At 43.3% G+C, this 20,233-nt stretch carries 22 protein-coding genes; 18 read left to right on the forward strand and 4 right to left on the reverse strand.

Features of this window, described 5'->3' with window-relative positions:
* The first annotated feature begins 73 nt into the window (after positions 1-73).
* Positions 74-895 (forward strand): 2-amino-4-hydroxy-6-hydroxymethyldihydropteridine diphosphokinase, encoded by an 822-nt coding sequence (gene folK, locus MK385_RS06825; RefSeq protein WP_268725642.1) that lies wholly within the window; start codon positions 74-76, stop codon positions 893-895.
* Positions 888-2,171, forward strand: a complete 1,284-nt coding sequence (locus MK385_RS06830; protein WP_268725643.1) for a DUF308 domain-containing protein — start codon at positions 888-890, stop codon at positions 2,169-2,171. Before folK ends, MK385_RS06830 begins: the two co-directional genes overlap by 8 nt.
* Before the next feature lie 50 nt (positions 2,172-2,221).
* On the opposite strand, the gene MK385_RS06835 is transcribed toward MK385_RS06830, so the two are convergent.
* Positions 2,222-2,539: a DUF960 domain-containing protein gene (locus tag MK385_RS06835; RefSeq protein ID WP_000886044.1), complete on the reverse strand. Its 318-nt coding sequence runs from the start codon at positions 2,537-2,539 to the stop codon at positions 2,222-2,224.
* 204 nt (positions 2,540-2,743) lie between these two features.
* Here MK385_RS06835 and ccpA point away from each other — a divergent pair, with 204 nt between their 5' ends.
* Complete coding sequence (gene ccpA / locus MK385_RS06840; RefSeq protein ID WP_001090635.1) at positions 2,744-3,754, forward strand: catabolite control protein A; 1,011 nt, start codon at positions 2,744-2,746, stop codon at positions 3,752-3,754.
* A 51-nt stretch (positions 3,755-3,805) separates the two neighbouring features.
* On the opposite strand, the gene MK385_RS06845 is transcribed toward ccpA, so the two are convergent.
* Positions 3,806-4,768, reverse strand: coding sequence for an asparaginase (locus tag MK385_RS06845; protein ID WP_268725644.1), 963 nt, complete (start codon positions 4,766-4,768; stop codon positions 3,806-3,808).
* Between the two features lie 65 nt (positions 4,769-4,833).
* On the opposite strand from MK385_RS06845, the gene MK385_RS06850 reads away from it, so the two are divergent.
* Entirely contained in the window at positions 4,834-6,219 is a 1,386-nt protein-coding gene (locus MK385_RS06850) for a Cof-type HAD-IIB family hydrolase (protein ID WP_268725645.1), read from the forward strand.
* Positions 6,220-6,255: 36 nt separating this feature from the next.
* Here MK385_RS06850 and MK385_RS06855 read toward each other — a convergent pair whose 3' ends face one another.
* Positions 6,256-6,708: a universal stress protein gene (locus tag MK385_RS06855; protein WP_000079161.1), complete on the reverse strand. Its 453-nt coding sequence runs from the start codon at positions 6,706-6,708 to the stop codon at positions 6,256-6,258.
* Positions 6,709-6,874: 166 nt separating this feature from the next.
* Between MK385_RS06855 and MK385_RS06860 the strand changes: the two genes are divergently transcribed.
* The 3 genes from MK385_RS06860 (at position 6,875) to rpmH (ending at position 8,812) form a co-directional block, all read left to right on the forward strand.
* Complete coding sequence (locus MK385_RS06860; protein WP_268725646.1) at positions 6,875-7,174, forward strand: hypothetical protein; 300 nt, start codon at positions 6,875-6,877, stop codon at positions 7,172-7,174.
* A 144-nt stretch (positions 7,175-7,318) separates the two neighbouring features.
* A complete protein-coding gene (locus tag MK385_RS06865; RefSeq protein ID WP_000666454.1) occupies positions 7,319-8,533 on the forward strand; it encodes a pyridoxal phosphate-dependent aminotransferase in 1,215 nt (404 codons plus the stop codon).
* Positions 8,534-8,677: 144 nt separating this feature from the next.
* Positions 8,678-8,812: a 50S ribosomal protein L34 gene (gene rpmH, locus MK385_RS06870; RefSeq protein WP_000831905.1), complete on the forward strand. Its 135-nt coding sequence runs from the start codon at positions 8,678-8,680 to the stop codon at positions 8,810-8,812.
* Between the two features lie 181 nt (positions 8,813-8,993).
* On the opposite strand, the gene MK385_RS06875 is transcribed toward rpmH, so the two are convergent.
* Positions 8,994-10,838, reverse strand: coding sequence for an APC family permease (locus MK385_RS06875; RefSeq protein ID WP_268725647.1), 1,845 nt, complete (start codon positions 10,836-10,838; stop codon positions 8,994-8,996).
* Positions 10,839-10,989: 151 nt separating this feature from the next.
* Here MK385_RS06875 and MK385_RS06880 point away from each other — a divergent pair, with 151 nt between their 5' ends.
* From MK385_RS06880 to MK385_RS06930, 11 genes are all read left to right on the forward strand, one after another.
* Entirely contained in the window at positions 10,990-11,766 is a 777-nt protein-coding gene (locus tag MK385_RS06880) for a TatD family hydrolase (protein ID WP_042768285.1), read from the forward strand.
* Positions 11,763-12,329, forward strand: a complete 567-nt coding sequence (rnmV, locus tag MK385_RS06885) for a ribonuclease M5 (RefSeq protein ID WP_042768284.1) — start codon at positions 11,763-11,765, stop codon at positions 12,327-12,329. The genes MK385_RS06880 and rnmV overlap by 4 nt, the downstream gene beginning before the upstream one ends.
* Before the next feature lie 94 nt (positions 12,330-12,423).
* Positions 12,424-12,720 carry a hypothetical protein gene (locus MK385_RS06890; protein WP_268725648.1) on the forward strand — a complete coding sequence of 99 codons (297 nt, stop codon included), beginning with the start codon at positions 12,424-12,426 and terminating at the stop codon, positions 12,718-12,720.
* A 12-nt stretch (positions 12,721-12,732) separates the two neighbouring features.
* Entirely contained in the window at positions 12,733-13,605 is an 873-nt protein-coding gene (rsmA, locus tag MK385_RS06895; protein ID WP_268725649.1) for a 16S rRNA (adenine(1518)-N(6)/adenine(1519)-N(6))-dimethyltransferase RsmA, read from the forward strand.
* A 1-nt stretch (position 13,606) separates the two neighbouring features.
* Positions 13,607-14,485 carry a ribosome small subunit-dependent GTPase A gene (gene rsgA / locus MK385_RS06900; protein ID WP_268725650.1) on the forward strand — a complete coding sequence of 293 codons (879 nt, stop codon included), beginning with the start codon at positions 13,607-13,609 and terminating at the stop codon, positions 14,483-14,485.
* Between the two features lie 10 nt (positions 14,486-14,495).
* A complete protein-coding gene (rpe, locus tag MK385_RS06905) occupies positions 14,496-15,152 on the forward strand; it encodes a ribulose-phosphate 3-epimerase (RefSeq protein ID WP_268725651.1) in 657 nt (218 codons plus the stop codon).
* Complete coding sequence (locus tag MK385_RS06910) at positions 15,115-15,777, forward strand: thiamine diphosphokinase (protein WP_268725652.1); 663 nt, start codon at positions 15,115-15,117, stop codon at positions 15,775-15,777. Before rpe ends, MK385_RS06910 begins: the two co-directional genes overlap by 38 nt.
* Before the next feature lies 1 nt (position 15,778).
* Positions 15,779-17,035 (forward strand): DNA recombination protein RmuC, encoded by a 1,257-nt coding sequence (locus MK385_RS06915; protein WP_268725653.1) that lies wholly within the window; start codon positions 15,779-15,781, stop codon positions 17,033-17,035.
* A complete protein-coding gene (locus tag MK385_RS06920) occupies positions 17,025-17,966 on the forward strand; it encodes a 3'-5' exoribonuclease YhaM family protein (protein ID WP_268725654.1) in 942 nt (313 codons plus the stop codon). Before MK385_RS06915 ends, MK385_RS06920 begins: the two co-directional genes overlap by 11 nt.
* Positions 17,967-18,070: 104 nt before the next feature.
* Positions 18,071-18,898, forward strand: a complete 828-nt coding sequence (gene purR / locus MK385_RS06925; protein ID WP_002874197.1) for a pur operon repressor — start codon at positions 18,071-18,073, stop codon at positions 18,896-18,898.
* Between the two features lie 66 nt (positions 18,899-18,964).
* Positions 18,965-20,221 (forward strand): diaminopimelate decarboxylase, encoded by a 1,257-nt coding sequence (locus MK385_RS06930; RefSeq protein WP_071851886.1) that lies wholly within the window; start codon positions 18,965-18,967, stop codon positions 20,219-20,221.
* The last annotated feature ends 12 nt before the right edge of the window (positions 20,222-20,233 follow it).

Consider the following 20,233-nt stretch of genomic DNA (forward strand, 5'->3'; position numbering starts at 1 on the left):
TAGTTTGCACTTTGATTTTCATTGAGTATAAAAAGAATCCGCTTTAAGCGGATTTTTCTAGAAAGGACTAGTTATGGATCAGCTAAAGATTAAAGATTTGGAAATATTTGCTTATCATGGACTCTTTCCAAGTGAGAAGGAATTGGGGCAAAAGTTTGTTATTTCCGCACGCTTATCCTATGATATGACCAAGGCAGCGACTGAGTTAGATTTGTCTTCTTCTGTCCACTATGGAGAACTTTGCCAACAGTGGAAGACTTGGTTTCAGGAAAGCACTGAGGATTTGATTGAAACGGTAGCCTACAAACTAGTAGAGCGTACCTTTGAGACCTATCCTCTTGTCCAAGAGATTGAGTTGGAACTAAAAAAACCATGGGCTCCTGTGCATTTGCCATTGGATACCTGCTCGGTGACCATTCACCGTCGTAAGCAACGAGCTTTTGTCGCTCTAGGAAGCAATATGGGGGACAAGCAAGCAAACTTGGAGCAAGCCATTGACAAACTGCGAGCTCGAGGTCTCCATATTCTCAAAGAGTCCAGTGTCTTGGCGACAGAGCCTTGGGGTGGTGTTGAGCAAGATAGCTTTGCCAATCAGGTGATTGAAGTAGAAACCTGGCTACCAGCACCAGTCTTGTTAGAAACATTATTAGCTATCGAGTCAGAAATGGGACGGGTTCGAGAGGTGCATTGGGGGCCACGTTTGATTGATTTGGACTTGCTTTTTGTGGAGGACCAGATCCTTTATACAGACGACCTCATCTTGCCTCATCCTTATATAACAGAACGCCTTTTTGTTCTTGAGCCGTTAATGGAAATAGCTCCCCATTTTATTCATCCTATCCTAAAGCAACCAATTCGTTACTTGGTTGACCAGTTGGAGCAAGGAAATGCCTAAGCTTTCCGAGACTTATAGCAAGTGGAAGAGTATCGGGGAGGGACTGCTTGCTATTGTTTTAGGGCTTCTCTTAATTCGTTTTGGACAAGTTATTCCGCGAATGGGGTACCAGTTGCTGATGGGCTACTTTTCCTTGTCAGCAGTTTGGCACTTGTTGACTCGCTGGTTTCAGGATAAAAATCGTCGGGAAAATATCTTTGTAACCTTGGGCAAGCTGGTGGTTGCGGCTCTCGTGTTTGATTCTATCATCTTGCAAGACCTTGCCCTCTATCTCTTGGTTTTTATCATTGCGAGCTACCAGCTGTTTACGGGCATCATTAGCCTTGTGACCTGGTCTCTCTATCGAAAAAATGCCATTCATCCTCGGATTCATCATCTCTTCGATGCTGTATGGATGATAGGATTCGGGCTTTATAGCATCTCTCCTTTTCACGATGCAGCGAATTTTGAATTGCTCTTGCTTGGGTTTTACTTGCTCATGCTAGGAGCCAGTAGCCTCCGGGACGGTTTCTTTTTTGAAAGGATAGAAAACAATCCCAAGCTAAAACGACGAATGCGAATGACTTTGCCGATCTTTGTGACGGCTTTGATCCCTATCAGCACCTTGCGCAAATTGAATGAGTGGCTGTCAAATCATGAAAGTCAAGAAGGGGAAGTTCATTCAGAAAGAAAAAACGATCAGGTAGTTGATCTAGAAATTTTTATTCATACCTCAGAAACCTCTTTCTTTCTCGCTATGGGACATGTGGATATTTGTTATCAAGGGAAGGTTATTTCCTATGGTTCGTATGATCCCCACTCGGAGCGTTTATTCGGCATGGTTGGAGACGGTGTTTTGTTTAAGGCCAATCGGGAAAAATATATTGAACTCTGTAAGAGGGAAAGTCAGAAGACCTTATTTACTTATGGTCTGAGTTTGACGGACCAACAGAAAGCAGCCATCCAAGCTCGTCTAGTAGAGATAGAAGACCTGTTAATTCCTTGGGAACCAAGTTCACAGTTGATGAAAAGAAGAGAGGGCGAGGTAAAGCATACCTACTCCTACCAACTGAAACAGGAAGCAGATGCGATCCTCTATAAATTCAGTTCATCCGAGTTTAAGACCTACTTTGTTCTCAGTACCAATTGTGTTTTGCTGGCAGACTCTATCGTGGGAAAAGCTGGGACTGATATATTGAGTCCCCAAGGTTTCATTGTGCCAGGGACTTATCAGGATTACCTTGATTTAGAGTATACAAAACCAAACGGTCTAGTTGTCAGTCGCTCTATTTATTAGAAAAAGAAAACTCTAGTTCCTCGGCAGTTTGCGCCGAGAAGCTAGAGTTTTTAAAATAGGTCATTTTCTTCTGGAAGGAGGATGGTTTCTCTGCCGTCCAGGTCTAAAATAAGGACTCTAGGAGGGTAAAGCGGATCGAAAGGATGATTGAAATCAAAATCGATGCTAGTCGGAAGGTGCTGGCTAGAAAAGTGGAAGGTGATGGTCCCCTTGTTGTTGAGCAGTTGAAACTCAAGCTCTTCTTCTAATTCAAAGACATTTTTCAGGAAATGATCAATAATATACCATAAAGAGTCAATGACATCGTCAGGCAGGCTGGTCACGACACCAAAACTAGCGGAACGTCTCTGTGTATTTGTAAAAGCCATGTTTTCACCCCCCTTTTATTTTCCTTATCATACAGCAAAATGTCTTAAAAATCAAGAAATCCTACTCGCTTTTTCAAAATGGGAATAAACTGTGAAATTTTTTCAAAGTTTCTCTAAAAAATACTTGAAAGTGTTTACAATAAGTGATAAAATGGAGTAAGTAGATGCGTGAAAGCGAAATTTTCATTATAGAAAGGAAACGGAATGAACACAGATGATACAGTAACGATTTATGACGTCGCCCGTGAAGCAGGAGTTTCAATGGCAACGGTTAGCCGTGTCGTTAATGGCAACAAGAATGTTAAAGAGAACACTCGAAAAAAAGTCCTAGAAGTGATTGATCGCTTGGACTATCGTCCAAATGCGGTAGCACGTGGTTTGGCTAGCAAGAAAACAACGACAGTCGGAGTTGTGATTCCTAACATTACCAATGGTTATTTCTCAACGCTTGCTAAGGGAATTGACGACATTGCTGAAATGTACAAGTATAACATTGTCCTTGCAAATAGTGATGAGGATGATGAAAAGGAAGTTTCAGTGGTTAACACTCTCTTTTCAAAACAAGTCGATGGGATTATTTTTATGGGCTATCACTTGACTGAAAAGATTCGTTCAGAATTCTCTCGTTCACGGACACCGGTTGTTCTTGCCGGTACTGTGGATGTAGAACACCAACTTCCAAGTGTAAATATCGACTATAAACAAGCAACGATTGATGCCGTGAGCTACCTTCTCAAAGAAAACGAGAAAATTGCTTTTGTGAGTGGACCACTCGTCGATGATATCAATGGCAAGGTTCGTTTGATTGGTTACAAGGAAGCCTTGAAAAAAGCTGGACATTCTTATAGCGAGGGATTGGTCTTTGAATCAAAATACAGCTATGATGATGGTTATGCCTTGGCAGAACGCTTGATTTCATCACAAGCTACAGCCGCAGTTGTAACAGGCGATGAATTGGCAGCAGGTGTCCTAAATGGTTTGGCTGACCACGGTGTGTCTGTACCAGAAGAGTTTGAAATCATTACGACAGATGACTCTCAGATTGCACGATTCACTCGTCCAAACTTGACTACTATTGCCCAACCTCTTTATGACTTAGGTGCTATCAGCATGCGTATGTTGACTAAGATTATGCATAAGGAAGAATTGGAAGAACGTGAAGTTCTCCTACCTCATGGTTTGACAGAACGCCGCTCTACACGAAAACGTAAATAGAAAAAATCAGGAAATCTCACGATTTCCTGATTTGCTTTCTAGAGAAGAGGATTAGCCTTCCATATAGTCTTTTAAGGCTTGTCCTTTTAGTCCAGCATTAAGGGCAATTAATAATTTGAGGCGCGCTTTTTGAGCGTTGAGTTCTTTGACAAAGAGAACACCAGACTCTTGCAACTGCACCCCTCCACCTTGGTAGGCGTAGACAGGTTCAGCAATACCGTTAAAGCACCTTGATACCAGGGCGACTGGGATTCCTTTTTGGAGGAGATTTTCCAACTTTTGAGCTGTTTCTTTGGGAACATTGCCTGCTCCAAAAGCCTGAATGACTAAGCCATCTAGCTGTTCCAAGTCTAACATATCGATCAGCTCGTCTGTCATACCGGCATAGGCTGAGATGATGGGAACTAGACCTTGAATATGTTCGAGATCAAACCGAACACGAGGTTCAGCTGTTTTGAAGTAGAGGATTTCTTGCTTCATGATGAGACCAAGTGGCCCATGTGTTGGGGTTTGAAAGGTGCTGACATTGGTCGTATGGGTTTTGGTAACATACTTGGCTGCGTGGATCTCGTCGTTCATGACGACCAGCACACCCTTGTCGGCTGCTTTATCATCACTGGCAACTCGCAGCGCGCTCAGATAGTTATATACACCGTCGCTACCAAGTTCGTTTGAACTACGCATGGCCCCTGTTAGAACGATGGGGATGGGCGGAATTTTCATGGTATCAAGGAAGTAAGCTGTTTCTTCTAAGGTATCTGTACCATGTGTGATGACAACTCCATCGTAGTTATTAGCTTCCTCTTTAATCTTATGATAGAGTGCAAGCATATGCTTGGGTTTGATATGGGGACTTGGCAGATTAAAAAAGTCTAGGGCATGAACCTCAATCCCTTCAAGTGGATTGGTGACATGGTTCATGGGATTGTCCTGGCTGGTCACAACTGCGCCAGAGGCGTCTGCTTGCATGGAAATAGTCCCACCTGTATGTAAAACAAGGATTTTCTTAGGCATGATTTAGTCACTCTTTCTGAAATGTGGTATAATCATTGTAACACAAAAGGGGAGAATGGGATAGGATGGAAGTCAAGGCTGTTTTTTTTGATATCGATGGAACGCTAGTCAACGATCGCAAGAGTGTTTTGAAATCCACTAAGGACGCGATTAAAATTGTTAAAGAGCAAGGGGTACTTGTTGGAGTAGCGACAGGACGAGGGCCGTTTTTTGTCAAGGAATTGATGGAAGACTTGGACTTGGATTTTGCGGTAACCTACAATGGCCAATACATTTTTAATAAAGAAAAGGTACTCTTTGCAAGCCCGATCGCTAAGTCAAGCCTGCGTCAACTGATTGCTTATGCTAAAAAGGAGCGTAAAGAAATCGCTCTTGGAACTGAGTATGCCGTTGTTGGTTCAAGAATTATGTCATTTGGTCTCGGTTCCTTTTCTCAACTGGTTAGTCGTTTTATCCCGACTGTGCTGACAAGAACCGTTAGCCGTTCCTTTAATCGAATGGTCAGCAAGGCAGTTCCTCAAAAGGAAGACAACCTGCTTAACTTGATTAATCAACCCATTTATCAAGTTTTGATGCTGATGACGCCAGAAGAATCTGAGAGAGCTGCAAGTGATTTTGACGACTTGAAATTAACTCGAAGCAATCCTTTTGCAGCAGATATCATTAACCAAGGAAATTCCAAACTAGAAGGCATTCGCCGAGTCGGGAAAGAATATGGTTTTGATCTCAATCAAGTCATGGCCTTTGGTGATTCCGACAACGACCTGGAAATGTTGGCGGGTGTTGGTATGTCGGTCGCTATGGGAAATGGCAGTAGCAGTGTCAAAGAAGTTGCCAAGCATATTACGGCAAGTAATCAACAAGATGGTATCCACAAGGCGCTCGAGCACTTTGGTGTTTTGGCTTCAGAAAAAGTGTTTGTCAGTCGAGACTACCACTTTAATAAGGTCAAAACCTTCCACCACATGATGGATGAACGAACTCAAGAAGAGCCACAGGCATGGGATGCTGAAGGTGCAACCCACCGCGCAGATTTTAAAATTGAAGAATTAGTAGAGTTTGTTCGCGCAGCAAGTTCTTCGGAGGAAGAATTCCAAGACTCCCTTGCAAGCATGCATGAGGCACTTGATAAGGCGGCAGAGAAAGTGGCGAAAAAGACGCCTGCTAAGCAAAATCTGGTCGGTCAAGTGGATGCTTTGATTGACACACTGTATTTCACATACGGTAGTTTCGTTTTGATGGGAGTAGACCCAGAACGCATTTTTGATATTGTCCATGAAGCAAATATGGGAAAGGTTTTCCCTGATGGGAAAGCTCATTTTGACCCAGTTACACACAAGATTTTAAAACCAGATGACTGGGAAGAAAAATATGCTCCGGAACCTGCCATCCGACAGGAACTACAACGTCAGTTTAAAGCTTATGAGCGACATAAAGAAGGAAAAAAATAGAAACAAAAAGGAGCTCAAGGCTCCCTTTTTTAATGACTACAATGTTTTTTCTCTTTCTCTCACGACTAGCAAATCGACTTTTGCATGGCGGAGAATGTACTCAGATGAAGAACCAACCAAGAGGCGTTCAAAGGCATTGAGACCTGTTGCACCAACGAGAATCAGGTCGACATTTTCTGCGTCTGGAATAGTACGGGCAAGGAGGGTTTTTGGATTTCCCATTTCGATGACGATGTGAATATCGGTCACACCAGCATCTCTTGCGCGCTTTTCGTACTCCTTCATCAGACTTTCAGCATCGACTTGGAGTTCTTCGTAAACTTCAGCATCAAAGGTAGACACGCTTTGAAGAGCGCGTGTGTCAATAACATGGGCAATGGTGAGCTTGGATTCGTTGCGTAGTGCAGTGTAAACACCTTTGACGAAAGCCAAGTCCGCTTCTTTAGAACCATCAATTGCGACCATAACATTTTGGTAACGTTGTGCCATAATGAAACCTCCTGAAATTTTCTTACTGTTATTGTAACCCTTTTCACTAAAGAAGTAAAGTAAAAATCATATTTAAATAAATATTATTGGAGATTCAATTTGGTGGAGATATGTTAAAATAAAAGAAAACGGGATAGCAGAAAACACAGTAGGGGGATGAGAAAGTATGAAAGATTCTGTTCAATCTTCTAAAAAAATAAGTTTTCTTTATCATGGAATTATCCTTGCGTCACTTGTAGGAGAAGTAGTGATGCTTTGGCAGCTAGAAAGAGTCGTACCCGTTCTCTATCCAGGTTTTGTTGCTTTTCTTCTCTTTCACTTAGTCTACCACATCATTTTATTTGTGATTGCAAAGAGAAGTGGTCGTTTGGATTATTTGGTCACGTGGGGGCTCTTTCTCATGTTTAATCTTTTGTATGATTCCTTTTTAGCATTAGTCTTTCTAGGTTTGTCTTTTGGTATGTGAGAAAACACTTCTGTACTCTAGTTGTTTAGATGGTGAGAACTTAGTCGTTGTGAGTTTTTTTCTTTGTTTGCTCATTTCAGGAAACTTGTCGCAATCCCTTTCTAGTGGTATAATGTTACTATCTCGATGAATTGAGGAAACAAGATGAAAGAATATAACAAGTCTAGTAAGTTAGAGCACGTTGCCTATGATATCCGTGGTCCTGTTTTGGAAGAAGCTATGCGGATGCGAGCAAACGGAGAAAAGATTTTACGTCTGAATACAGGGAATCCAGCAGAATTTGGCTTCACAGCGCCAGATGAGGTCATTCATGACTTGATTATGAATGCGCGTGATAGTGAGGGGTATTCTGACTCCAAAGGGATTTTCTCAGCACGTAAGGCCATCATGCAGTATTGCCAACTGAAGAAATTTCCCAATGTAGACATTGATGATATCTACCTTGGAAATGGTGTCAGTGAGCTGATTGTTATGTCCATGCAAGGGCTTTTGGATAATGGCGATGAGGTCTTGGTGCCTATGCCAGACTATCCTCTCTGGACAGCCGCGGTCAGCCTAGCTGGGGGAAATGCCGTTCACTATATCTGTGATGAAGCTGCAGAGTGGTACCCTGATATTGACGATATCAAGTCAAAAATTACTTCCAACACTAAGGCAATCGTTCTTATCAATCCGAACAACCCAACTGGAGCCCTTTATCCTAAGGAACTCTTGTTGGAGATTATTGAGATTGCTCGTCAAAACGATTTGATCATCTTTGCGGATGAGATTTATGACCGCATGGTGATGGATGGGCATGTGCATACGCCTGTGGCAAGCTTGGCACCTGATGTTTTCTGTGTCAGCATGAATGGTTTGTCAAAATCTCACCGTATCGCTGGTTTCCGTGTAGGATGGATGGTCTTGTCTGGTCCTAAGCACCATGTCAAGGGCTATATCGAAGGTCTCAATATGCTGTCCAATATGCGTCTTTGCTCTAACGTTTTGGCCCAGCAAGTCGTACAAACTTCACTAGGTGGGCACCAGTCAGTGGATGAATTGCTCCTTCCTGGTGGACGGATTTACGAGCAAAGAAACTTCATTTACAATGCCATTCAAGATATCCCAGGTTTGTCTGCGGTCAAGCCGAAGGCGGGGCTTTATATCTTCCCTAAAATCGACCGCAATATGTACCGCATCGATGATGATGAACAGTTCGTTCTTGATTTCTTGAAGCAGGAAAAGGTTCTCTTGGTTCATGGTCGTGGTTTTAACTGGAAGGAACCAGACCATTTCCGTATTGTTTACCTTCCTCGTGTGGACGAATTGGCGCAAATCCAAGAAAAGATGACACGTTTCTTGAGTCAGTATCGTAGATAAGGCTTTCATAGGGAAAAGCAGGAAACATTTACTTAGAGCTATTGACAAATAGGTAAGAATCAGATAGAATAGTAAAGTATGTTTAGTAACTGATCACTTTATAGCCGGCTAAACGAATACAAAATCTATGAGGAGGTATTCATCGTGAAACGTACTTATCAACCAAGTAAACTTCGTCGTGCGCGTAAACACGGATTCCGTAACCGTATGTCAACTAAAAACGGTCGTCGCGTATTGGCAGCTCGTCGTCGTAAAGGACGCAAAGTTTTGGCTGCTTAATCCAAACGAATTCAACAAAGAAGTCAGTAGGAACTCGAGTCTACTGGCTTTTCTTTTTATCTTAAAGGGTGCATTGTCCTTGAAATCGGTCATTTTAGATGAAACTCGTGGAGGGCTCTTTTAAAAGGTCATATACAAAAAACTCAAAACCAGATATAAGTTACTGATTTTGAGTTTTTGTTTATTCTTTTAAGTGATAAGAGTAACTGGCGACAACGACGTCTTCATGCCATCTGAGAGCGTATTTTAGTTTGAGGCTCATTTGATTGTGCAGGATATTTTGCCAAGGCTTGTTAGGGATAAACTGTGGGACAAGGACTGTAACGGTGTAGTTTTTTTGCCTAGCTTCTTGGGCGATTCGTTTGACATACTTAACGCTAGGGGTGATGATGTCGCGGTAGCTGGTATTGATATTCTTCAGAGTGATATTTGGGAAGTAATCGGCAAATTCCTGGAGAATTTCTTGGTCTTTTTCAGCCGTTTCTTTAGTAGAAATGTGCATGGCTAACACTTCGTCACCGATACTTTGAGCGTAGTTAATAGCTCCGACACTTACTCGAGTAACATTTCCTACTAGGACAAGGACAAGGTTACCGTCATAAGTGCGCTTTTCAATTCCTTCGTAGAGTCGCAGTTGTTTTGCCACTTTTTGGTAATGGCTGTGAATGGACAAAAAGAGGAAAGTTAGAACTAGGATAATTGGGAAGAATGGCCAGATATCACCCAGTCTGAAGAGGAGTAAAATGAGGACAATAGCATAACAAATGATGGCCCCAAGGATATTAGCAAAGGCAGGTTTTAAGAAATTTGCTTCTTTTTCCTTTTTCCAATGACGAATCATCCCAGTCTGAGAAAGGGCAAAGGGAACGAAGACCCCGATAGTATAAAGAGGAATCAAGCGTTCAGTATTCCCGTTAAAAATGAGAAGAAGGATCATAGCTCCAAAAGCCAGAGTTAAGATACCGTTGGAGTAGCCAAGGCGATCCCCTTTTTCCATAAAGAGATGGGGCATGTACTTGTTTTTAGCCATATTGTAGGCCAACATAGGGAAGGCTGAAAAGCCAGTATTTGCAGCTACAGCTAGAATCAAGGCTGTTGAGAACTGGAAGAGATAGTAGCTAGCATGACCAAAGAATGAATCACCAAGAATGCCCTTGGCCATTTGCGAGAGGATGGTTTCTCCATTTTGAGGTGTGATGCCCATCCAGTAGTTTAGGAAGGTGATGCCTGCAAAAAGAAAACCTAAAATCAAGGACATGATGGTCAAGGTCTGAGCAGCATTCTTTTCTTTCGGAGTTTTGAAAAATGGTACCGCATTTGAAATAGCCTCAACCCCTGTCAGAGAGGCAGAGCCACTGGTAAAGGCTCTCAATAGGAGAACGATGGAAAGGCTCGGAACAGTTTGTCCAATGGTTGAAGTCGCCTGATAGTTTAGGGAGCCTGTGAATAGTTGAAAGAACCCATAAAGCAAGAGAAAGACGGTACTGAAGATAAAGAGGTAGACGGGAATCATCAGAGAGCTGGCAGATTCTTTCAATCCTCTTAAATTCAAGAGCATGAGCAGACAGACTAGGAAAATAGAGATATGAAGATTATAGGGATGGAGGGCAGGGATGGCTGCAGTAATAGCATCAGCTCCAGACGCAACGGATACGGCTACTGTCAGCATATAGTCAATAAGGAGGCTGCCCCCTGCAATCAAGCCTAGTTCAGGGGAGAGATTTTCCCGAGTAACCATATAAGCTCCTCCACCTTGAGGATAGGCGTGAATAATTTGACGATAGGAAATGGTCAAACTAGCGAGGAGTAAGAGGACAAAAATACCGATAGGGAGGCTCCACCAAATAGCGAGAGGAGAGAGACTGACTAATACGAGAATGACTTGTTCAGGTCCATAGGCAATAGAAGATAGGGCATCACTGGATAACATTGCAAGTGCCTGCATTTTCCCTAACAATCCCCCTTCGCCGTCTGTGAGAGACTTGAGTGGTCGACCGATAAAGGTATATTTTAATTTTCTAAACATTTTCTTTTCCTTTGCTGAAAATTTTAATAAGTGTTATTATACTGCTTTGAAAAAGGGCAGTCAAGGGAGAATGATTGGTATTAGAATATTTTTACAAGCCGAGGGATGCTATTTTTGGTATAATAGATGGAAGAAAATGAGGTTAGAAGAGATGATTTTTGACACGCATACACATTTAAATGTAGAGGAATTTGCAGGACGTGAGGCAGAAGAAATCGCCTTGGCTGCTGAGATGGGTGTGACACAGATGAATATTGTTGGTTTTGATAAGCCAACCATTGAGCGAGCACTAGAATTGTCAGATGAGTATGAGCAACTCTACGCAACTATTGGCTGGCATCCGACGGAAGTAGGCACATACACAGAAGAGGTCGAAGCTTACTTGCTTGAAAAACTAAAACATCCCAAGGTTGTTGCCTTGGGGGAGATTGGTCTGGACTACCATTGGATGACAGCACCTAAGGAAGTACAGGAGCAGGTTTTTCGTCGTCAGATTCAGCTGTCTAAGGATTTGAATTTGCCCTTTGTGGTCCACACTCGTGATGCGCTAGAAGATACTTATGAGATTATCAAGAGTGAGGGCGTTGGTCCTCGTGGTGGCATCATGCATTCATTTTCAGGCTCTTTGGAGTGGGCTGAGAAGTTTGTCGAGCTTGGTATGACTATTTCCTTTTCTGGAGTGGTGACCTTTAAGAAAGCGACTGATATCCAAGAAGCTGCTAGAGAACTTTCCTTGGACAAGATGTTGGTAGAAACAGATGCGCCCTACTTGGCACCAGTTCCTAAACGTGGTCGTGAAAACAAGACAGCCTACACCCGCTATGTAGTAGACTTTATTGCCGACTTGCGTGGCATGACGACAGAAGAATTAGCTGCTGTGACAAGTGCCAATGCAGAGCGTATTTTTGGATTGGAAAAACAATCATGAAAGAGAAAATTTCCCAAGTCATCGTAGTCGAAGGACGGGATGATACGGCCAATCTCAAACGTTATTTTGACGTAGAGACCTATGAGACACGAGGATCGGCAATCAATAATCAAGATATAGAGCGAATTCAACGCCTGCATGAACTGTATGGAGTCGTTGTTTTTACAGATCCAGATTTTAATGGGGAGCGGATTCGGCGCATGATTATGACGGCCATTCCGACAGTTCAGCATGCCTTTCTCAAACGAGATGAGGCTGTTCCCAAATCCAAGACCAAGGGACGTTCTCTGGGAATCGAACATGCTAGTTATGAGGACCTGAAAACAGCGCTGGCTCAGGTGACAGAGCAATTTGAAAACGAGAACGAGTTCGACATTAGTCGTGGTGACTTGATTCGCCTAGGTTTCTTAGCGGGAGAAGACAGTCGTAGGCGCAGAGAGTATCTAGGCGAACAGCTCCGCATCGGCTATTCCAACGGCAAGCAACTTCTCAAGCGCTTAGAGTTGTTTGGAGTGACCTTGGCAGAAGTGGAAGAGGTTATGAAATCTTATGATAATAGTTGAGCAGACCTCAAAATGCATGGAGAATGTGTTACAATAGAGGTACTTAGATTTATTTTGATAGCGTTCAAATAGAAACTTATAAGGAGAGAGCAAAGTGAAAATCCGAGTTGATAGAGAGTCTATCTGTATGGGGGATGATGTATTTTCTCATCGGATGGATCTTGATATCCCGGAGGATATGACAGTTAAGGAGCTTTGTAGTTTTCTTCAAAAAGACAGATATCTACCTGGATTGGATACAGAATGGTTTCTTCGACATGGTGGAAAGACAATAACAAGTTATAATACGGAAACAAAAGAACTTACGAATCCCAATATCTATTTAAAAGACCTGATTCATCAGGGTTCTAGAGGAAATGATTTTGTTTGGATATATCGTCGTTCATATTAGAAAAGAGAATAAATGAGAATTGCAGATTATAGCGTGACCAAGGCAGTGCTGGAGCGTCACGGTTTTACCTTTAAAAAGTCCTTCGGGCAAAATTTCTTGACGGATACCAATATTCTTCAAAAGATCGTGGATACGGCTGAAATTGATGACCAGGTTAATGTTATCGAAATCGGGCCAGGTATTGGGGCCTTGACGGAGTTTTTGGCTGAGCGTGCAGCTCAAGTTATGGCCTTTGAGATTGACCACCGTTTGGTGCCAATTCTAGCGGATACTCTACGTGATTTTGACAATGTTACCGTAGTCAACGAGGACATTCTCAAGGTCGATTTGGCGCAGCATATTCAGAATTTCAAAAATCCTGACCTACCCATTAAGGTGGTAGCCAACTTGCCTTACTACATTACGACGCCTATTCTCATGCACTTGATTGAAAGTGGCATTCCTTTTAGCGAGTTTGTGGTTATGATGCAAAAAGAAGTGGCAGATCGTATCTCCGCTCAACCCAATACCAAGGCTTACGGTAGTTTGTCGATTGCTGTCCAGTATTACATGACAGCCAAGGTTGCCTTTATCGTGCCTCGTACGGTCTTTGTGCCAGCGCCGAATGTTGACTCGGCTATTCTGAAAATGGTGCGTCGTCCAGAGCCAGCCGTAGCAGTGAAAGATGAACAGTTCTTCTTTAAGGTTTCCAAGGCTAGTTTCACTCATCGTCGCAAGACCTTGTGGAACAACTTAACAGGCTACTTTGGCAAGACCGAAGAAGTCAAGGATAAGCTGACCAAGGCTTTGGACCAAGCAGGCTTGTCACCAAGTGTGCGTGGGGAAGCACTAAGCTTGGAAGAATTTGCTAGCCTTTCAGATGCGCTTAAAGGACAAGGACTCTAAGATGAAGGGACAAATCATTAAAGCCTTGGCGGGCTTCTACTATGTGGAGAGTGACGGTCAGGTTTATCAAACACGCGCGCGTGGGAATTTCCGTCAAAAAGGTCATACACCCTATGTTGGGGATTGGGTAGATTTTTCTGCGGAGGAAAATTCTGAAGGTTATATTCTCAAGATACACGAACGGAAAAACAGTCTGGTCCGTCCGCCTATTGTCAATATTGACCAAGCTGTGGTGATCATGTCCGTCAAGGAACCGGACTTCAATAGCAATCTACTGGATCGTTTCTTGGTTCTTTTGGAACACAAGGGCATCCATCCTATTGTTTATATTTCTAAAATGGACTTGCTGGAAGATAGGGAAGAATTAAGTTTTTACCAACAAACCTATCGTGCTATTGGTTACGACTTTGTGACTAGTAAAGAAGAACTTTTGCCTTTGTTGACAGGAAAAGTGACGGTCTTTATGGGGCAGACAGGTGTTGGGAAGTCAACCCTCCTCAATAAAATCGCACCAGACCTCAATCTTGAAACAGGAGAAATCTCAGACAGTCTGGGTCGCGGTCGTCATACCACTCGAGCTGTTAGTTTTTACAACCTCAATGGGGGTAAAATCGCGGATACGCCAGGCTTTTCATCGCTGGACTATGAAGTATCAACAGCAGAAGACCTCAATCAGGCTTTTCCAGAGATTGCCACTGTCAGTCGAGACTGTAAGTTCCGTACCTGTACCCATACCCATGAGCCGTCTTGTGCAGTCAAGCCAGCAGTAGAGGAAGGTATCATTGCTAGCTTCCGTTTTGACAATTACCTCCAATTCCTCAGTGAGATTGAAAATCGCAGAGAAACCTACAAAAAAGTCAGCAAAAAAATTCCAAAATAAGGAGAAACCTATGTCTCAATACAAGATTGCTCCGTCAATTCTGGCAGCAGATTATGCCAACTTTGAACGTGAAATCAAACGCCTAGAAGCAACTGGTGCAGAATATGCCCATATCGATATTATGGATGGTCACTTTGTACCACAAATTAGTTTTGGTGCAGGTGTGGTTGAAGCTCTTCGTCCCCATAGCAAGATGGTCTTTGACTGCCACTTGATGGTAGCAAATCCTGAACATCATTTAGAAGACTTTGCGCGTGCAGGTGCTGATATCATCAGTATCCATGTGGAAGCGACGTCTCATATCCATGGATCCCTCCAAAAGATTCGTTCGCTCGGTGTCAAACCTTCTGTTGTCATTAACCCTGGTACGCCGGTTGAAGCTATCAAACACGTACTTCACTTAGTTGACCAAGTTTTGGTCATGACGGTTAACCCTGGTTTCGGTGGGCAAGCCTTTCTACCTGAAACCATGGATAAGATTCGTGAGTTAGTTGCCCTTCGTGAGGAAAAAGGTTTGAACTTTGAGATCGAAGTCGATGGCGGTATTGATGACCAGACCATTTCTCAGGCTAAAAAAGCTGGAGCGACCGTTTTTGTAGCAGGATCCTATGTTTTTAAGGGAGATGTCAATGAACGAGTGCAAACTCTCAGAAAACAATTGGACTAGGGTTGCCGTTTTTGCAGGCGGCGATCGCGGTCATTATCGGACGGATTTTGATTGTTTTGTCGGTGTGGATCGCGGTTCGCTCTGGGTTTTGGAGGAAGATCTGCATCTCGCTCTAGCAGTTGGAGATTTTGATTCTGTCACTGCAGAAGAGCGACAGGTGATTCAAAAACGTGCCCAGCGCTTTGTCCAAGCTCAGCCAGAAAAGGATGACACAGATTTGGAATTGGCTCTCTTAACCATCTTTGAGCAAAATTCTCAGGCTCAGGTTACTATTTTTGGGGCTTTGGGTGGTCGTATTGACCATATGCTGGCTAATGTCTTTCTGCCTAGCAATCCTAAGTTGGCACCCTATATGCGCCAGATAGCGATTGAGGACGGGCAAAATGTGATTAGCTATTGTCCAGAAGGGACCAGTCAGCTTGAACCGCGTTCAGACTATGACTATCTAGCCTTTATGCCAGTTCGGGATAGTCAGTTGACCATTATCGGAGCCAAGTACGAATTGACAGAGGAAAATTTTTTCTTTAAAAAAGTGTACGCTTCTAACGAATATATAGATAGGGAAGTTTCGGTAACTTGCCCAGATGGCTATGTCGTCGTGCTACATAGCAAGGATAGGAGGTAGGATGGAGACTGTATTATTACTATTATTAATTGCCAATCTAGCTGGTCTCTTTCTGATTTGGCAAAGGCAGGATAAGCAGGAGAAACACCTAAGCAAGAGTTTGGAGGATCAGGCAGACGATCTTTCGGATCAACTAGATTATCGCTTTGAACAAGCCAGGCAAGCCAGTCAGCTAGATCAAAAAGATTTGGAAGTGGCTGTCAGCGACCGCTTGCAGGAAGTTCGAATGGAGTTGCATCAAGGCTTGACGCAAGTCCGTCAAGAAATGACAGATAATCTTTTGCAAACTAGGGACAAGACTGACCAACGCCTTCAAACCCTGCAGGAGTCCAATGAGCAACGTTTGGAACAAATGCGTCAAACGGTCGAGGAAAAGTTGGAAAAGACCTTGCAGACGCGCTTGCAGGCTTCCTTCGAGACAGTTTCTAAACAACTGGAGTCTGTCAATCGTGGCCTTGGAGAAATGCAGACAGTTGCCCGTGATGTCGGAGCCCTCAACAAGGTTCTCTCTGGAACCAAGACGCGAGGAATTCTGGGAGAATTGCAATTGGGACAAATCATCGAAGACATCATGACGCCTGCCCAGTACGAACGAGAATATGCAACGGTTGAAAACTCCAGTGAACGAGTGGAATACGCCATCAAGTTACCTGGACAAGGCGGCCGGGAATACATCTATCTACCAATTGACTCCAAGTTTCCACTGGCAGATTATTATCGATTAGAAGAAGCCTATGAAGCAGGCGACAAGGACGAAATCGAACGCTGTCGCAAGTCACTCCTAGCTAGCGTCAAACGCTTTGCCAAGGATATCAAGAGCAAGTACATAGCACCACCTCGGACGACTAATTTTGGAGTCTTGTTTGTTCCGACAGAAGGACTTTATTCAGAAATCGTTCGCAATCCGGTCTTCTTTGATGATTTGAGACGGGAGGAGCAGATTATTGTTGCAGGTCCAAGTACTCTGTCGGCTCTGCTCAACTCCCTATCAGTTGGCTTCAAAACTCTCAATATCCAAAAGAGTGCCGACCATATTAGCAAGACTCTTGCCAGTGTCAAGACCGAGTTTGGTAAGTTCGGAGGCATTCTGGTCAAGGCACAAAAGCATCTCCAACATGCCTCTGGCAATATTGATGAATTATTAAACCGTCGTACCACAGCTATCGAGCGGACGCTCCGTCACATTGAATTATCAGAAGGTGAGCCTGCGCTTGATCTACTCCATTTCCAAGAAGATGAGGAAGAATATGAAGATTAGTCACATGAAAAAAGATGAGCTGTTTGAAGGGTTTTACCTGATCAAGTCAGCTGACCTGAGACAGACGCGTGCTGGGAAAAACTACCTAGCCTTTACCTTCCAAGACGATAGTGGCGAGATTGAAGGAAAACTTTGGGATGCCCAACCTCACAACGTTGAGGCTTTTACCGCAGGGAAAGTCGTCCACATGCAGGGGCGCAGAGAAGTCTATAATAATACTCCTCAAGTCAATCAAATCACGCTTCGTTTACCTCAGCCTGGGGAACCCAATGATCCAGCTGACTTCAAGGTCAAGTCACCAGTCGATGTTAAGGAAATCCGTGACTACATGTCGCAAATGATTTTCAAGATTGAAAATCCTGTCTGGCAGCGTATCGTTCGTAGTCTCTACACCAAGTATGATAAGGAATTCTACTCCTATCCGGCTGCCAAGACCAATCACCATGCCTTTGAAACGGGTTTGGCTTATCATACAGCAACCATGGTGCGCTTGGCAGATGCCGTTAGCGAGATCTATCCTCAGCTCAACAAGAGCCTGCTCTATGCTGGGATTATGCTGCACGACTTGGCTAAGGTTATTGAGTTGACGGGACCAGACCAGACGGAGTATACAGTACGAGGAAATCTCATCGGCCATATCGCCCTCATCGATAGTGAAATTACCAAGACAGTCATGGAACTCGGCATCGATGATACTAGAGAAGAAGTGGTGCTACTGCGCCATGTCATTCTCAGTCATCATGGCTTGCTGGAGTATGGAAGTCCAGTCCGTCCACGCATTATGGAGGCAGAGATTATCCACATGATTGACAATCTAGATGCCAGCATGATGATGATGTCAACAGCTCTTGCTTTGGTGGATAAAGGAGAGATGACCAATAAAATCTTCGCCATGGACAATCGTTCCTTCTATAAACCAGATTTAGATTAATAATTTAAGAAAAACGAGCATTTTTTACGCAATAATGTTCGTTTTTTTATGTGAATGTGGTATAATGGATAAAATATCAAAATTAAATGGAATGGTAAATAAAAATGAAATTAAGAAGAAGTGATCGGATGGTTGTCATTTCCAACTATTTGATTAATAATCCATACAAACTAACCAGTCTCAATACCTTTGCAGAAAAGTACGAATCAGCAAAATCATCTATCTCAGAGGACATCGTGATTATCAAGCGTGCCTTTGAGGAAATAGAAATCGGTCATATTCAGACTGTGACTGGAGCAGGTGGTGGCGTTATCTTTACACCATCAATCTCGAGTCATGAAGCCAAAGAAATGATTGCAGACTTGCGTGATAAGCTTTCAGAAAGCGATCGTATCTTGCCAGGTGGTTATATCTATCTGTCTGATTTGCTCAGTACACCTGCCATTTTGAAAAATATTGGGCGTATCATTGCCAAGAGCTTTATGGACCAAAAAATCGATGCCGTTATGACAGTAGCAACAAAAGGGGTGCCACTCGCAAATGCAGTTGCCAATGTCCTCAATGTTCCATTTGTCATTGTGCGTCGTGACTTAAAAATTACCGAAGGTTCAACGGTCAGTGTCAACTATGTTTCAGGTTCAAGTGGTGACCGTATTGAGAAAATGTTCCTTTCAAAACGTAGCCTCAAGGCAGGCAGTCGTGTCTTGATTGTGGATGACTTCTTGAAAGGCGGCGGAACTGTCAACGGGATGATTAGTCTTTTGCGTGAGTTCGATTCTGAACTAGCTGGTGTCGCAGTCTTTGCAGACAATGCCCAAGAAGAACGTGAAAAGCAGTTCGATTACAAGTCACTCTTGAAAGTAACCAATATTGATGTTAAGAACCAATCCATCGATGTTGAGATTGGAAATATCTTTGACGAAGACAAATAAGAGATAGAACTAAAGGTTGGAACGATTGTCCCAGCCTTTCTTTGCAAACAGAATAGAAGGAAGCTTATGAAAACACCATTTATCAGCCAAGAAGATTTAGAAACAATTGTTGCAGAGTTCCCGACTCCCTTTCACTTGTATGATGAGAAGGGGATTCGTGAAAAAGCAAGAGCCGTCAACCAGGCCTTTTCTTGGAATAAGGGATTTAAAGAATATTTTGCAGTCAAGGCCACTCCAACTCCAGCCATCTTGAAAATCCTCCAAGAGGAAGGTTGTGGTGTGGACTGTTCTAGTTATGTAGAGCTCTTGATGAGCCACAAACTGGATTTTCCCGGTTCTGAAATCATGTTCTCATCAAACAATACGCCAGACCAAGAGTATGCTTATGCGCGTGAATTGGGCGCAACCATTAACTTGGATGCCTTTGAAGACATTGAACATCTGGAGCGAGCGGCAGGCATTCCAGAAATCATCTCTTGTCGTTACAATCCTGGAGGCGTTTTTGAGCTAGGAACAGATATCATGGACAATCCTGGAGAAGCCAAGTTTGGGATGACCAAGGACCAGCTTTTTGAAGCCTTTGCGATTTTGAAGGAAAAAGGAGCCAAGACCTTTGGGATTCACTCTTTCCTAGCATCCAATACTGTCACCCATCTCTATTATCCAGAGTTGGCCCGTCAGCTCTTTGAATTGGCTGTTGAAATCAAGGAAAAGTTGGGCATTTCGCTAGACTTTATCAATCTTTCTGGCGGTATTGGTGTCAATTACCGTCCAGACCAGGAGCCAAACGATATTGCGATGATTGGTGAAGGTGTGCGTAAGGTTTATGAAGAAGTCCTTATGCCAGCAGGTCTTGGTCAGGTCAAGATTTTCACCGAATTGGGTCGTTTTATGTTAGCCCCTCACGGAGCTCTCGTCACAAAAGTCACCCATAAGAAGAAAACCTACCGTACCTATCTAGGTGTGGATGCATCAGCAGTCAACCTGATGCGCCCAGCCATGTATGGAGCCTACCACCATATCAGCAATCTGACGCAACCAGCTGGACCGGTGGAGGTCGTAGATGTGGTTGGATCGCTCTGTGAAAACAATGATAAATTTGCCGTTAACCGCGAACTACCTCATACAGAAATCGGTGATTTGCTGGTGATTCATGATACAGGTGCACATGGATTCTCCATGGGTTATCAGTACAATGCCAAACTACGCTCGGCAGAAATCCTCTATACCGAAGAAGGAAAAGCTCGCCAAATCCGCCGTGCAGAGCGCCCTGAGGACTATTTCGCAACCTTATATGGTTTTGATTTTGAACCGGATCATTAAAAGAAATTGAAA

Origin of the sequence: Streptococcus oralis (genome assembly GCF_026782125.1) — a bacterium.
Lineage (GTDB): Bacteria > Bacillota > Bacilli > Lactobacillales > Streptococcaceae > Streptococcus > Streptococcus oralis_CE.